The sequence below is a fragment of the Aporhodopirellula sallentina SM41 genome, from assembly GCF_000346505.1.
Lineage (GTDB): Bacteria > Planctomycetota > Planctomycetia > Pirellulales > Pirellulaceae > Rhodopirellula > Rhodopirellula sallentina.
Genome location: NZ_ANOH01000117.1, coordinates 18,781 through 34,168, shown reverse-complemented (window position 1 = coordinate 34,168; position 15,388 = coordinate 18,781). Strand labels below are relative to the sequence as shown.

Genomic DNA, 15,388 nt, shown 5'->3' with positions numbered 1-15,388 from the left:
TTCTCCGCCAGCACAAACAGTCCTGAAAACCTATTTCCGACCTCCGCTCTTACCACCCCATGCAGAACCAAGAGACTGGGATGCACACCTACCATTATCCTTCCCTACCCCGTCGACCCGGCTCAGCCCGGGTCGCCGCGACAGCAATCCTTGCCGTTCTAACGCTTATGTCAGGCATGGTACATGGTTATCTCGATGGACGATGGTCAACCAATGACGACCTTACCGTAAAGGGTAGCAAGCTTTTAAACCTACCTAACCAACTCGGGGACTGGAAACTCGTTGAAACCACGGAACTAGACGCTGGGGCGGCTAGCTTGCTCCGATGCTACGGCTCGATTGTCCGCGAGTACGAAAATGAATCAACCGGCGCTAAAGTGAATGTAGCCATACTTTTCGGCCCTCGTGGTCCGATCGCCGTGCACACGCCCGAGGTGTGCTATAGCTCTATCGGCACCAAACAAGTAGGCGATCGACAAGTCGAGTCCATAGGTTCAGATGGCTACCAAGACACTCTTTGGTCGGTTCGCTTCGCCAATGCCCCTCTTCCAGATCCGACACTCGAAGTGTGGTATGGATGGAGCAGCGGTGACGACTGGCAGGCGCGAAACCAACCGAGATTCTGGTTTGCAGACTCACTATTCAAAATCCAGATCGCAGGCCCTGCCGAGACCGACTCGTACCGACCGGTTCAGGAGTTCGTTACCGAGATTCTTCCTCACACTCACACACTCATTAGCAACTAGAAACAGCCACATCAACTCGGCAACCTGAGTATCCGATGAACACTTGCCTGTTGTTTCTGAATCCACGTCGCATCCAGCACTAGAAGTCGGCGACCGAACGCCGCGAACGATGTCGGAACACGAACGAAGCAAGCAGCATCGCCCCCGCGGAACTTGCGGCGTGGGCATCGAGTCCCATTCGAGGCCAGACGCGTCTAGATAGTCGTTGACCTTGGGCGACACCGCGCCTGCTACATAGCTACTCGCACAGGCCCGCTACGGGACGCACGAGCATTTTCTAGAGATGATGTAGCCGACACCGCCAGGCACTTTGGCGGCCTGAATTCTGGCAAATTCAGCTACAAGGATCCGAAACGTCAAATTCTCAATTGCTCGAGTGAACGTGCAGATAGTCGTCAGGGGTCGTCGCCTCCTGCGAACGCCAACCGAAAGGAGAGTGCCAATTCTTCTCCTGATAAGCAATCCGTTGAAGCCATATCCTGCCAACAGAGCCTTAGGCCAGCAGAGCCCCTAAATAGTCCAGGGACTTACCAACGGACGATCTTACACCTCTGAATTGCCAGCGACAGTGCATCTCCTTCCACAGAGCACACACGTGACTCAGTCGCCCTGCTGTAACGAATCTTAACTCCCCATTCTTCAGATGCTCCCTTCGGGAACGTCATCAATAAGCTTCCCCGCCCCCGCTACCCAACCAAACATACACCCCTCGCAAATTAGACAGACAGGTGCGATTCCACGCAAGAAACGCCGGATAAAACAGGCAACGCCAACGCAACAGATCTCTTCGCGATTGCGTCAACCACAACATAAAAAAGAAATTCATGCGAATGCTCGATTTCAATCGAGCTCGTGCCACCGGGCAACAACGCCTTAAAAGAACGCAAGAAATACGTGGCGAAAACCTGCTTTTTTCGTTCCTAAACCGCTCTCGCCCGACCGAACGGTCATCACATTGACCAATCGCTCACAATGTGAAAGTACACCAATTCTATGAATAATCCTGGCTCCCCCCTTTTTTTGAACCCACCCACATTAGGATGAACAGAACTGCCGAACAGACGGGTGCCCACCCCCTTGCCGGACATACGCGACATCAACATCGCATCACCCAACAAAGCCACACTCACCCCCAGGAGAAGGGCATGTCAGCGGGATCACTGTCATCGAGAGGGAAGCATCACAGCCACCTGGACGGGGAACATGCCTCTTGGCGAAACACTGGGCAGAACGACTCGGTGGGGGAAGACGACATCGACTCCATCGCCCGCCAATCCCCACAGTTCTATCGCCTGCATTGCCCGGAACGCTGCAAAGTTTTTTTCCAACGAAAATACTTCGTTGATCGTGCACTCGGCGGACTGATGCTGTTCTTTGCATCGCCATTCATTGCAGCTCTGTATCTCTTGGTACGCTTCACTTCTCGTGGCCCTGGCTTTTACCGGCAGGAGCGGGTGGGCCTCAATGGACAGACGTTTGATATCATCAAGCTGCGATCCATGGTTGTGGATGCCGAAAAGCCAGGCAAGCCACAGTGGGCTTGCAAGAATGACCCTCGGGTCAACTGTGTCGGCCAGATGCTTCGCAAGCTGCATCTCGACGAATTGCCGCAACTTTGGAATGTGTGCCGTGGAGACATGTCTCTCGTCGGACCTCGCCCCGAACGGCCTCAGATCTGTGACGATCTCGCCAAAGAAATCGATGGATACTATCAACGAATAGCCGTCAAACCAGGCGTAACGGGGTTAGCCCAGATCAACCTTCCCCCAGATGAGAGCATCGCAGACGTACGCCGCAAGCAGATTCTAGACCTTCATTATATCGAGAACGCCAGCTTGTGGCTCGATGCACGGATGATGATGGCCACTGCGCTTCGCCTCATTGGGCTCAAAGGCGTCATAGTGACACGACTGATGTGCTTGGACCGACTGGATCTCGTGAAGGATGCCTGCATTGAAGAAGATGGCGATCGAATTCTTCCACCTAGTGTTGTGTGCCTGCAGTCAGCACCAATAGCGTCGTGCGAGGACAGCGAACAGTTTCAAGCGGCGTTTGCTTTTGCAGGCGCCGGTGAGATCCCTCCTTCGTCAGGTGCGGTTCGTCGCCCCCGCTAATGAGTATTTCATCTTCTCATTCCGCGCCCGCATCCCATTCCAGCTCGGAGGCGGTCTGCCATGCATTAACAGTCGATGTCGAAGACTACTACCAAGTCTCGGCGTTCGAACATCGCGTCAGCCGGAAACAGTGGGACACGTACGAAAGCCGTGTAGTCGCAAATACAGAGAGAATGCTTTCCCTCTTTGATGATTGCCAAGTTCGCGGAACCTTCTTCGTCCTGGGCTGGGTTGCCGAGCGTTTCCCGGCGCTGGTTCAGCGTATCGCGAAGGCTGGTCACGAGGTTGCCTCGCATGGCTATTGGCATCGCTTGGTATACGATCTGACGCCCGAAGAATTCGCGGGCGATATCGCTGCCTCAAAAGATGCGATCTGTAACGCATGCGGCGTGGAGGTGACTGCGTATCGGGCACCCAGTTTCTCGATCGTTGAGCGTTCGTTATGGGCGTTGGAGGTGTTGGTTGAGCACGGCTTTACTACCGATAGCAGTATTTTTCCGATCAATGGCCATGATCGCTATGGGATGCCAGGTGCAAAGAGAGAGATTCATACGAGAGAGATCGGTAGCGGAAAGCTGGTCGAGTTCCCTCCCACGCTTGAAAAGGTCGGTGGCGTTACTGTGCCGATTGGTGGAGGCTACTTTCGCCTGTTCCCGCGTGCGGCGACATCGGCAGCGATTCGAAAGCTAGAGCAGCAGAACCGTCCGGCAATGTTTTACATCCACCCGTGGGAAATTGATCCCGATCAGCCGCGTGTAATGGGCGTGGGTATAAAGAGTCGCTTTCGGCACTGTGTCGGGTTAGCGGCGACGGCGTCGAAATTAAGCAGGTTGATTTCGGGTCATCGGTTCGGAGCGATGGAGGACTCAGTGTGTTTGGTTGATGGGTGCGGTAGCTATGTGAATGCGGTTTGAGGCTAGTGTGGCGGCGTACTCCCGCAAAATAGCGTTTCTATGGGGCGCTCATTCACGGAGTGATTGGCCACGTGCGGTTGCATCAGGAACTAGAAGGGGGGATGGCGGCGTCGAGAGGCGTTTTGGCCGTAGGTTAAGTGGAGTGAGTCATGGTTGGTGAGCGAGTGGCTGTGTCGTCATAGGGCGTTCTTGCTTGCTCTCTACCGTTTTTCTGAGGCAGTGGCTGGTAGGTGGACCACTGGCTGATGTTTGGGCGTTGCGTCCGTGGTTGCAGTGATTTGCTGTCACCCATGTGGACGAAGTCCGCGCTTTCAGGGCGGTTCTTGTTCTCTCGTTTACCCTCGCGATTACTTGAGCACCTTGCTTGGCAATGCGAGACCGGGCCGGGGAGACGTTTCTGGACGCAGGCCCATCGGGGCAATGCTGAACGCTCTGTGGTCGTAAGGATTCGTGGCGAGTGGACGAAGCGTGATTGCAAATGTTTGTGCCGTTGGCGCATTGGTCAGTTGTCTGGGGCTATGCATCGTGCGTCGCGGTTTGCTTGTTTTCGTTCTTGGTTATTCCTTCCTATTGAATGTCTCGCCGTTCGTTTGTTGTTAATCATGTTTTCCTCTGTCTTTCTGCAGATTTGAAATGTCAATTGTCAGTCACTCCCCCGTCCTCGCAGCTTCTGGTCAATCGCTTGTCGAGTCTATCGCAGCTCGCCAATGCGTCGTCGGCGTCATAGGGCTCGGGTATGTTGGGCTCCCGCTGATCGATGCATTTATCAACTCCGGATTCCGGTGCACCGGGTACGATATCGACAGTTCTAAGGTGGCTTCGTTGCTAGCGGGGGAGAGCTATATAAAGCACATCGTTGACGAGAAAATTTCATCTTGGCTGGGGAAGGAGGCATTCGACGCGACTGACCAGATGGAGCGTCTCGGCGAGCCCGATGTCTTGCTGATTTGTGTCCCGACACCACTCGACGATGCCCGCGACCCCGACTTGAAGTACGTGGTAGGCACTTGTGAATCGATCGCTAAGTCACTGCGGCCAGGTCAGCTTGTCGTGCTCGAAAGCACGACCTACCCCACGACGACCCGTGACGTCATGGTGCCGATCTTGGAAAAGTCCGGTCTGAAGGCAGGCGTTGATTTCTTCGTAGCGTACAGCCCTGAACGTGAAGATCCCGGCAACCCGGATTTCTCGGCCGCCGGGATTCCTAAAGTTGTCGGTGCCATTGACGAAACAAGTCTCGAAATCGCCAAGGTCTTGTATGAGTCGGCCGTAGCGGGAGTGATTCCGGTCAGCAGCTGTGAAGTCGCCGAAGCGGCCAAGGTGCTAGAGAATATCTATCGCGCCGTCAATATTGCTTTGGTGAATGAGCTCAAGGTGCTTTTTGACGGGATGGGGATCGACGTGTGGGAGGTCATCAACGCGGCGAAGACGAAGCCGTTTGGGTTCCAGGCCTTTTACCCCGGTCCTGGACTCGGCGGCCATTGTATCCCGATTGATCCCTTTTACCTGTCTTGGTTGGCGCGAAAGCAAGGCGGTAATGCACGGTTCATCGAATTGGCCGGCGAAGTCAACCGGGCAATGCCAGGGTATGTTGTTTCGCAGTCCGTCAAGTTCCTCAACGAGTTCGGAAAGCCAGTTCGGGGGAGTAAAATCTGTTTGTTGGGGGTCGCCTACAAAAAGGATGTTGATGACCCGCGTGAAAGTCCATCGTTCGAGCTCATGGAGCTACTGCTAGAACTCGGCGCGGAAGTATTCTACAGCGATCCGCACGTCCCATGCTTGCCTGCGATGAGGCACTACGATCTCCCGGTGATGGAGAGCCAGGAGCTGACGCCGGAATTCCTCGAGTCCTGCGACGCAGTCCTGATCGCGACGGATCACACCGCCTTCGACTATGAGGAGATCGTCAAGCACAGTTTGCTTGTGATCGACACCCGCAACGCGACCGCGAACATCGCAGATCTCCGCGAAAAAATCCGCAAGTGTTAGGGTGGTCGACGGTTGATCCGTCCGATGATTGTCAATCGCATTGCATACCGCCGCAATTGCATCCCAGCGGGCGCGTTGGCGCAGTCGCGAATCATGGAGGTTATGTGGACCTGCAAGCAAACACTAGCGATCCCTGCGGGGTTATTCGGCGTCAACTGGTCAATGCCGCATCGCAGGTGCTGCAATGGCCCATCACGCGGCGGCAAGCAAGTACCTAAGGGGGCCGTCCCCCGAACATGCAAATGCGGCCCAGGTGAACTGGCTGGGAGCAGCAACCGCAAGCCAAGTGGTGGCCTGCACTCACAGCTTTCCGCGTGCTTGAACTGTCGAGGCGTGTCAGTCAAGTGAACGAGGTTCACGCTGGCAAACTTCAGGTCAAATGAGAACGACGGTCGTCAGCACAATCGCTTGAAGCTCAACGTCTACCTGGGGCGGCGTCTCCTTCAATTTACGTCTGCGGGCAGCGAGCATGGGGCGTCGCGCCAGATGCCGGAATTATTCTAGCGGCTTCAAGATATGACGCATCGCCCAGTCATTAGAATTCGATTCGCGTTAGTACAGCACGACCCAGTACGGTTGGCTTTGCGATTGTCTTGTTCACCAGTGTCATCGCAGATTGATCTGCGGTTTCAAAACGCTTCGCAGGAATCAAACATGGGCAGTAGTGCAAAATTTAAATACGGCGCGAGTAAATGTTAGGCGCTCTACTTACCATTGCCCTGGTCGTAATTGGATGTGGGGTCGCACTAACCAGGCCGTGGTGGGGCATCGTTGCGTTTTATTTCTTCACGTTCTTGATTCCTGAATGGAATTGGCGATGGGCGATGCCATCATACTTTCCCTATCAAACGATGATTACGGTTTGCACACTGATCGGCTTGGGGCTTGGCGGGTTCCCAGGCTTTAAGCTTCGGATCAGCCTGATGTCGCCGATGTTTGGGATGATTGCGTTCATTGCGTTGGCATTTATGTCTTCGCTTTCTACGATCGGACCGGACCTGACCGCATTCTATATGCGGTATTTATGGAAGATTATCTTGATGGCTTGTTTGGCTATGGGGCTGATTGATACGCCGAAAAAGATGCTTGTTCTGTTGATGGCAATTTGCGTCGCCCAGGGCTACAATTCTCTGCAAATCAACGTGCAGTACTTCCAAGATGGGTTTTCGGCGTATTCCCGAAATGGTTGGGCCTTCGGAATGCGTGGGGATAATAACATTTACTCCAGTGCCACGATTCCCATGCTCAGTGGTAGCTTGGCTCTGGGACTGCTGCTCCAAAGAACATGGCAGCGAGTTTTATTTCTATCGATTGCTGTTCTTGCTACACATCAAATCATGCTCTTGGAATCACGTGGTGCGATGTTGGGAGCAATCGCAGCGTTCGGTGTGTTGGTGCTAATGGTACGTAAAACGACGTACATCAACACCGTTTTCGCGTGTGGCCTGATTGTTGGGGCTTTGCTTGCTGGTCCGCCAGTCGTGAAAGAGTTTGCTTCGGCATTTGAATCCCGGGACAATTTGGACGGTTCAGCGGCGAGCCGGTTTGTCGTATGGAAAGCCGGTTTGGAAATTACACGCGACTACCCGCTGTTGGGGGTCGGGCCTTGGTGCGGATCGATGCTTGTGCCTAGCTACGCTGATCTGCCTAACTCACGAAAAGAGTTGCATAACATCTTCCTAGAAATTTCGACTGGGTGCGGCTTGCTTGCGGCGTTCGCGTACTTCGGCAGTTTTTGGTTAGCTTGGTACCGATCACTTCGCACCCGTCCGTTATTGTACCGTTTTTCGACTGTTCCAGACGATCAGTCGGCGTTGGAGATAGTGCGTTTATCTGTCATAGCGGGGTTGGCAGGTTATTTCGTTGCGAGCATGTTTTCTGCAGCTGCTTTGTCCGAATCCAGTTACGTTTTCCTAGCGTTGGGGTCGTGTATGTCGACTTATGTGAGGCAGTTTAGCAATTCTTGTGAAAAGCAAGACGAACCGAATGTGGATAGTTTAGCGCAGGAAGATGCAGTTGTTTTTCCGGCTATGTCAATATCGAACTAATTCCCTGTTTTCAAGGTTGTTTCGTTGCGCAGCAACAGAGTGAACCCAGTTTCACAATCGGTGAAGCAAGAAGTATTTTCATCGCAACGAGTTTGGTGCACTTGGCTTTGAGCGATTTCGCAGGGCGTTTCTGTTGTCGTTTACGTCTTGCGGTTTGGCAAATTTAATATTTCCACTCTACAGAGATCAGGCCAAGAGTCTGGCACGCCTTTCCATCGCATCAGAAAGGAAAGTGCCCATGGGATTGAGTAAAGCTTTGCGCCCCCGTCCATTGATGAGCTCTAACTTTTCCAGTGGCCGGTTCCGTAGCTCAATGGATGATTGTGGCACGATGCACTCATCCGTGGATGACCCGCTAGATACTACTGAATCTTGACTTCCAATATACGACAACTGGTAATCGCAGACGAGTTCGGCGTAGAAAACAAACGTTTCAAATATTGGGGTAAATCATCTGGACGCTCGCGATTCCTACCTTGGTGAAGAGCCTTCAAACGGCCCAAAGGTTCTGTTTGTAGTCTTTAAGTTGCTGCGTGGCGGCCACGTTTTATCCGCATTGACGATCGCTCGTGAGCTCCGGAAGCATGGCGTAACGCCGGTCTTCGCGGGCGGCGAGGGAGAGTTGATGGATGAGATGAAAAAAGAGATGGATGTGGAAGTCGTCGACATCCCCATTTATCACGGCGTGCGTGAATCGTACTTCACTTGGGCGTCGCCGGCAGTAACAAAACGGATATTGGAAGTTGTCAAAAAGCATAAGATCGACCTGATTCATGCATTCGATGCACGATCTTACATGAATGTGTATCCGGCGAGCATCATCAGCAATGTCCCTGTTCTGTGTACGCTTTGCGGAGGTGTCGACCCATTTTACAACCTTCCAACTGCTCCGTCGATTATTGTCTTTTCGGAAGAGCAAAAAAAACGGATGACGGATATCTACAAGTGGAATCCGGACGCTGTTGTGGTGATGCGGTCGCGAATTGATCATGCGGAAATCCATGATGCCCGCTTCGTGCTCGGCGATTGCGAGGCCAAGTCGATTGGCTTAGATCCACAAGCGTTCAAGATCATGATGATCAGCTCGTTTGACAGTTCGAAAATTGATTCCATCAATAGTGTGCTCGACTCAGTTGAATTGCTCATTAAAGACGGATTGAAAATTCAGCTGGTGATGATGGGTGGCAAAGGTGAATTGTTTGAAAGCGCGAAGCGTCGGGGCGAATCAATTTGCAACCAATATGGGTCGGGTAAAGTGCTTTTTACCGGACCTGTGGCCAAGGCATTTCGTTACCTTCATCACTCGAATCTCGTTCTCGGAGTAGGCCGAAGTGCCTTCGAAGGGATGGCGATCGGACGCCCCACGATCGTTGTGGGGAAGAATGGGTACGCGGGGGTCGTCGACTCACGATCGGTTGATGACATTGCTTGGTTCAATTTCAGCGGAAGAAACGTAAGTGAACCGCAACCTGCCGAAGCACTAGCCGCGGCAATCAAAATGCTCATGCTCAATCCGAAGCATCAAGAAGAAATCGGTGCATTCGGTAAGCAATACCTCGAGGACCAGATCGAGGTGAGCGCGGGCGTGCCCACGACGCTTGCAATCTACAGGAGTCTTCTGGAATGCGGCCACCAGGCCAGCAGAATAGCACGATGGCTTAGTTTTCTCCAACGCCTACTTCCAATTGTTCGCGACAACTCGATTCACACTGCAAAAAGAGTTCTACAGTTTTTTGGTTTGACAAAACTGCCAATTCCAGATTGATTTACATGAACCATATTTCCACTCCACCGTCGGAGAACTTCTGCTACCGGATCGGACCTTCGCGATTACATGGCGAAGTCCATTTAAGCGGCGCGAAGAACAGTGTGCTCCGTCTCTTGGCGGCCTCACTTTTAACGTCGGAGCGAATCACACTATCGAACTATCCCAATGAGCTTCTTGATGCAAAGGTTCATGTTGAGATGCTTTCACGTCTCGGAAAGACATCAATTACCGAGAGCGGCGGCATCACGATTTCCGAAAATCAACCATTGAATACGGATCTCCAGTGGGATCAGCGTTCAATACGAAACACGTTGCTGGTCTTGGGGGCCCTTACCACTCGGTTTGGTGAAGGAAGGGTTCCACTGCCCGGTGGGTGCAATTTGGGCGACAGAAAATACGATCTTCACGAAATGTTGCTCAAGAAATTTGGAGCGACCGTCAAGATGCAAGATGGGTATCTCTCTGCGAGCCTTAGTGGGCGGATGCAAGGATGCGACATACACCTACCAATACGCTCAACCGGTGCCACGGAGAATGGCATCATTTGTGGCTGTCTTGCCGAAGGAGTCACGAATATTTGGAACCCCCATATTCGCCCCGAGATTCTTGATCTGATTGGATTCCTGCGAACCATGGGCGCCGAGATTGAGGTTTATGGTCAAGAGCGAATTGAGATCACAGGAAAGGAGAGTCTCAATGGAACCAAGTACGAAGTTTTGGCTGACAACATGGAAGCACTCACATGGCTTATTGCGGCCGTGGTAACAAATGGAACGATCGAGATCCACAACTTTCCATTTGGGGATCTTGAGGTTCCGCTTATCCATCTTAGAGAAAGTGGTGCACGGTTTTTCCGGGGCGACAGCAGTTTGATTGTTAGCGGGGGGTGCTGCTACCCTTTTGAGATCAGCACGGGACCCTACCCTGGAATCAATTCGGACATGCAGCCATTGTTTGCGGTGTTTGGCGCGGCGGCTCGGGGGCAAAGTGTGATCGTCGATTTGCGATTTCCAGGCAGGTACGGTTATGCGGCAGAGCTGGCCAAAATGGGAATGCAGTATCGTACGGAGGACAACCTGTTGATGATTGATGGCGGTACATCTCTTCGTGGAAGTCGCGTTCGGGCACTTGATTTGAGAGCTGGTATCGCTTTAGTGCTGGCTGGGCTTTCTTCACATGCGGGCGAAACGATCATTGAAGATGCGTGGCAAGTCGAGCGAGGCTACAACTCCTTGGTGGCCAAGCTAAAGAATCTCGGTGGTGACATTGACTATGCGTAGCGTATTAGAAAAGGTTGCTCGACAGAACGTCGGTCTTTCAAGTTTTGACGCTCCTCTTCGTGACCATAGTTGGTGGAAAATTGGAGGTCCTGCAGACTTGCTGGTGCAGCCGACGTCGTCGACTGAGCTGTGTTTGCTAATAAAGTGTTTACGCGAATATGAAATACCCCATCTCTTCATTGGGGATGGCAGCAATCTTCTCTTTGATGACAGCGGTGTTCGCGGCGCGGTGGTGAAGCTTGGCCGCAATCTATCGAGTTTCCAAATCAAGGGCCGCGATGTAGTCGCGGAAGCCGGTGTTTTCGTACCGAAACTAGTGCGTTGCATTGGTAAATCAGGGTTAAGTGGCTTAGAGCACGCAGTCGGGATTCCGGGCACGCTCGGTGGATTGGTGTTAATGAACGGAGGCAGCCTTCGGCAGGGGATCGGATCAAACGTACGCAGGGTTCACGCGATAAACCGTGCTGGCGAGGAACTTCAACTTGATCAAAAAGCGTGCGAATTCGCATATCGTAAATCTGCTTTGCAGCATTCGCGATTGGTGATCACCCGGGTTGAATTGAGTTGCGTTCATGGTGATGCCGCAGAAATTCTAGATCGGATGCGTGAAATTCTGCGAAACAGAAGGAAGAAATTTCCACGTCGTTATCCAAACTGTGGATCAGTCTTTCTGAGCGACCCCAAAAACTATTCGGCGTTTGGCCCGCCCGGTGCCATTATCGAGAAGTGCGGTTTCAAAGGATTCCAAATTGGCAATGCGAAAATCCCTGAGCAGCACGCTAATTTTATCGTGAATCTCGGCAATGCTTCGTCTTCTGACGTCTTGAGTATCGTTCATGCGGTCAGAAACCGTGTCTTCGAGGCAACTGGTTTTTTGCTCAATTGCGAGGTCAGGTACGTCAAGACGACCGGTCAACAAGTTCCTGCTCATGAGCATCGATGTGATCTGCAAATCACTTAGCGAGTGCTTCTTGGTTGACATAAGAGAGCATGAACCTGGCGTTCGTATGCGTAGTGTCATCTATCGCTGCGTTATTGAAGGGAGAGTGCTGGCGGTTGTACTAATGAGACTGTCGCAGTATCTGGCGACAAAAAAACTAGTTTGAAGGCTCGCCGCCATTCTAAAACGTATGAATGAGGTTCTAACCGGTTTCGAATGCAGCTTAGGTGCGTCGATTGGCTCCGGTCTTATGCTAGCTCACACTCAAAATATAGTGGTGGGAGAAGGGGTCGCGTTAGGAGAAATGGCCACCCTTTACAATGGAATTACAATTGGTGCCGTTCGAAGAGATTCATCGCAATCAAAAGCCCGTTACCCAGTAGTTGGAAGCCAAGTCACAGTGTTTACGGGGGCAAAAGTATTCGGGGCGATTCATATCGGTGACCGAGTGGTTCTCGGCGCAAACTCAGTTGTCCTTAGCGACGTCGAGGCCGACGACGGTGTCATTGGGAGCCCGGCGAGAACAGACGAAAAGGGCGGACGGGAATAGTGACGTCTCGTAGCAAACTCGCGGGAAAACGAGATAGCTTTTTTCTTGAATCGGCATCCACGCTCGCCACACAAATCGTGCTGATAGCGATCAGCGTTGTCGGCGGTGCAATGGTAGCACGGATTTTAGGTCCGGAACTCAAGGGCAAGGCAGCTCTCATTGACCTTCTGGCTCACTGCGGATTTATGTTTTTCAGTCTTGGCCTGGGTGCCTCCTTTTCATTTGCCATCGCGAAAGACAAGTACAGAAACTCCCAAATTGTTTCGGCCGCCATTGTCTCCGGAGTTATTCTTTGGCTGATCGGAGTGAGTGCTTTTACCCTTTCATGGAATTTGCATCGCTCGATTTGGTCAGGATTGCCTATCAACTTTTTGGTGATTGGTGCATTACTGGCCTTGAACTATATTTTGATAAACTACGGTACGAGAATCCTCATTGGCCAGGGGAAAATCAATGAGGTGAATGCTGCGTCACTAATCAAGGCGTTAGTAAATTTTTCACTTGTCGTCATCGCAGTCTGGTACTTTGACCTTGGACTAGCGGGCCTCCTGGTTGGCTTACTGGCATCAACGGTGGTGCAGATAGTAACGATCGGCTGGTTGACGCGAGAAGACGTTCATTTTGACCCGTTTTGGAGCGGCGATTTCATTGCACAGAACTTGACTTACGGTCTGAAGTCCCACGCCCTGCTTGTGATTAACTTCTTGAATTACAGAGTGGATTTAGCGTTGTTAAAGCATTTCGATGGGGACTTTTCAGTCGGAATCTACTCGCTTGCAGTAGGGATGGCCGAGCTCATGTGGCTGATCCCCAACTCTGCAGTGGCGCCACTTTTCTCCCGGGTCGCGACTGCGGACGCCATGGACGGTTGTGAAAGAACGCTCCGAACTGTTCGTTTCTCAATACTAATTCTGACACTAATGTCAGTGGTAGGAGTGTTCGTCGGCTCTCCTGCGATCCACCTATTGTACGGAAAGGAATTTGGCGACTCGTATTACCCCTTTCTTGCATTGCTTCCTGGAATCTGTCTCTTTCCGGTCTTCAAGCTGTTAACGGTCGATTTAGCTGCTCGTGGACGTCCGGGGATTGGCACAATCGCGTCAGCGATCGCACTGTTGATTAATGTCGGGGCCAACTGCTGGTTGATCCCCAGGCTGGGTGTTGTAGGGGCCGGACTTGCGACGAGCATATCGTACCTATGCATGTCGACGGTCGTGCTAGCGCTCTTCATGCGTATTAACAAACGCTCGCTACGTGAAATACTCTGGCTCAATGATAGTGATCGAAAACTCATTTGGGGTATTCTGAAATCAGCATACAAGCGTGTGCGAGACTTAGTTGCGGGAGCTAGGGGTTAGCCATGACGTTGTCTAGGCGATCTGTAGTAGTATTGATTGTGTTTGGCGGGTTACCGCTGCTTTGGTTAGCATTTCACGTGTATGAACGAAATGGGCAAGCTTCAGAAGTTCAGCGCGAGGGGCCTCAACAAGCATCTAAGCGATTATCGGACCTTTTCTCAAGTGAGCGATTCGCAGATGATGAAAAGATAGGTCGACGCCCCTTCGATTGGTGGGAAGGCGATCGTAACGGCCGAGGTGGCGCTACCCGAGAGTACTATAACTCCGAGGCGGGACTTGCTTGGAAGAACCGATTCGGTGACTGGGTCGATGCGGACGATGTACCGCAGGGTGATAAGCCAATTGCCGTGGCGAACATTGGCGACACGGATAAGCTGCAGCTGATAGAGTGGGATGTTACCAAACTTGTGCATCAATGGATGAATGCAGATACTCCTAATAGAGGTTTTCTGTTACGGACTCGGGACCGCTGTAAACTCGACTTTGGGTCACGGGAATCAGCCGACGCTGAAATCAGACCGATTCTAAAGCTGGAGTTGGATGGTGGAGACAATCTGGTCCTGCCCGCAATCGCCGACACTTACTTGAATCCTTCCACTGCTCACTCGTTGGGTCGAAACGTCAAACTTCGGGTCTCAGATCAGGATGTAGTTCTTGTGCGGTTCGAGTTGCCAAAAGATCTGGTAACAAGGGTTGAGACTGCTGCACTTTTCCTGAATTGCATCGCTCAATATGGAAGTGGTACGGTCGGTGTTTTTCAGTGTTCACAGGACGCTGGTGGGCGCGGTGACAGTGTCGAATGGGGGCTTGCGACTAACTTTCCGCTCGACGCAGGCATTGGGGAAAGTGAAGACGTATTTTGTGCGACAGGATTTGAGGAATCTTCATGGGAGGATTATTGGCCGGCACACAATGCTTCGCGGGAAAACTCATCTACGTTGCGGTTGGCTGGCAGAACCGGAGTGCCTCCGTTACTAGAAACAGCGTTGCACGTCGAAATGAAGAAGGGAAGCTTCACTGTAATGGATCGTCGATTCAGTTTTGAGCAGCACAGTGGGCAGGAGCCAAGCGAAGTCTTTTTCCGGTACTATCTTCGACTTGGCAAAACTTGGAATCAGACTCTGCAGGGAGGAAAGCTTCCGGGAATCTCAGGCACCTATGGACGCGGAGGGTGGGGGGGGCGCAAAGCAATTGGATCGAATGGGTGGTCAGCGCGTGGTCTATTTTTGAAAACTCTTGCAGGAGACAATCCGCTCCGCGGTTTGACACCAATTGGCGTCTATTGCTACCACGCAGACATGGTCGGCAATTACGGTGATAATTGGGTCTGGTGTCGCGGCTATCGTGGCTATCTCGAGAACGAACGGTGGTATTGCATTGAGCATCACATTCGCCTGAACGAGATTGGCAAGTCCGACGGACTGATTGAAGGTTGGATAGATGGAAGACTTGCCTTTAGAAAGGCAGACGTAAGATTTCGTACGATAGACACGCTCAAAATTCAGAACGTTTGGATGAATGTCTATCATGGAGGTGTTGAACCTTCTCCGTACGACCAAGACTTATTTTTCGATAATTTAGTCGTTGCTAGAAAGTACATCGGCCCAATCGCACTTCCCCCAGCAGAGCCGAGCAAGAATTGATGACAGGTTGGCATCTCTGGGGAACTAGCATCGTGCTT

The 15,388-nt window shown here is 52.0% G+C and carries 10 protein-coding genes; all 10 read left to right on the top strand.

The genetic code is table 11. The features are described 5' to 3' along the window. Positions 1-59: 59 nt before the first annotated feature. The 10 genes from RSSM_RS07320 to RSSM_RS07270 all read left to right on the top strand — a co-directional run bounded on the left by RSSM_RS07320 (position 60) and on the right by RSSM_RS07270 (position 15,350). Positions 60-746: an exosortase-associated EpsI family protein gene (locus tag RSSM_RS07320; RefSeq protein WP_315850007.1), complete on the top strand. Its 687-nt coding sequence runs from the start codon at positions 60-62 to the stop codon at positions 744-746. A 1,040-nt stretch (positions 747-1,786) separates the two neighbouring features. Then, on the top strand, positions 1,787-2,860 hold the full coding sequence (locus tag RSSM_RS07315; protein WP_008676158.1) for a sugar transferase: 1,074 nt from the start codon (positions 1,787-1,789) through the stop codon (positions 2,858-2,860). Next, positions 2,860-3,774 (top strand): XrtA system polysaccharide deacetylase, encoded by a 915-nt coding sequence (locus RSSM_RS07310; protein ID WP_008676156.1) that lies wholly within the window; start codon positions 2,860-2,862, stop codon positions 3,772-3,774. The genes RSSM_RS07315 and RSSM_RS07310 overlap by 1 nt, the downstream gene beginning before the upstream one ends. Positions 3,775-4,407: 633 nt before the next feature. Beyond that, a complete protein-coding gene (locus RSSM_RS07305; RefSeq protein WP_044301592.1) occupies positions 4,408-5,763 on the top strand; it encodes a nucleotide sugar dehydrogenase in 1,356 nt (451 codons plus the stop codon). A gap of 824 nt (positions 5,764-6,587) precedes the next feature. After that, a complete protein-coding gene (locus tag RSSM_RS07300) occupies positions 6,588-7,811 on the top strand; it encodes an O-antigen ligase family protein (RefSeq protein WP_160168104.1) in 1,224 nt (407 codons plus the stop codon). A 526-nt stretch (positions 7,812-8,337) separates the two neighbouring features. Continuing rightward, positions 8,338-9,576, top strand: coding sequence for a glycosyltransferase (locus RSSM_RS07295; RefSeq protein WP_008676148.1), 1,239 nt, complete (start codon positions 8,338-8,340; stop codon positions 9,574-9,576). A gap of 5 nt (positions 9,577-9,581) precedes the next feature. Continuing rightward, positions 9,582-10,859 carry a UDP-N-acetylglucosamine 1-carboxyvinyltransferase gene (locus RSSM_RS07290; RefSeq protein ID WP_008676145.1) on the top strand — a complete coding sequence of 426 codons (1,278 nt, stop codon included), beginning with the start codon at positions 9,582-9,584 and terminating at the stop codon, positions 10,857-10,859. Next, positions 10,840-11,820, top strand: a complete 981-nt coding sequence (murB, locus tag RSSM_RS07285; RefSeq protein ID WP_201767188.1) for a UDP-N-acetylmuramate dehydrogenase — start codon at positions 10,840-10,842, stop codon at positions 11,818-11,820. The genes RSSM_RS07290 and murB overlap by 20 nt, the downstream gene beginning before the upstream one ends. Before the next feature lie 528 nt (positions 11,821-12,348). Then, the gene (locus RSSM_RS07275) at positions 12,349-13,707 is read left to right on the top strand and encodes a lipopolysaccharide biosynthesis protein (protein WP_008676139.1); all 1,359 of its coding nucleotides are present in this window, start codon (positions 12,349-12,351) and stop codon (positions 13,705-13,707) included. Positions 13,708-13,784: 77 nt separating this feature from the next. Next, on the top strand, positions 13,785-15,350 hold the full coding sequence (locus tag RSSM_RS07270; RefSeq protein WP_160168103.1) for a polysaccharide lyase: 1,566 nt from the start codon (positions 13,785-13,787) through the stop codon (positions 15,348-15,350). Positions 15,351-15,388 lie beyond the last annotated feature (38 nt).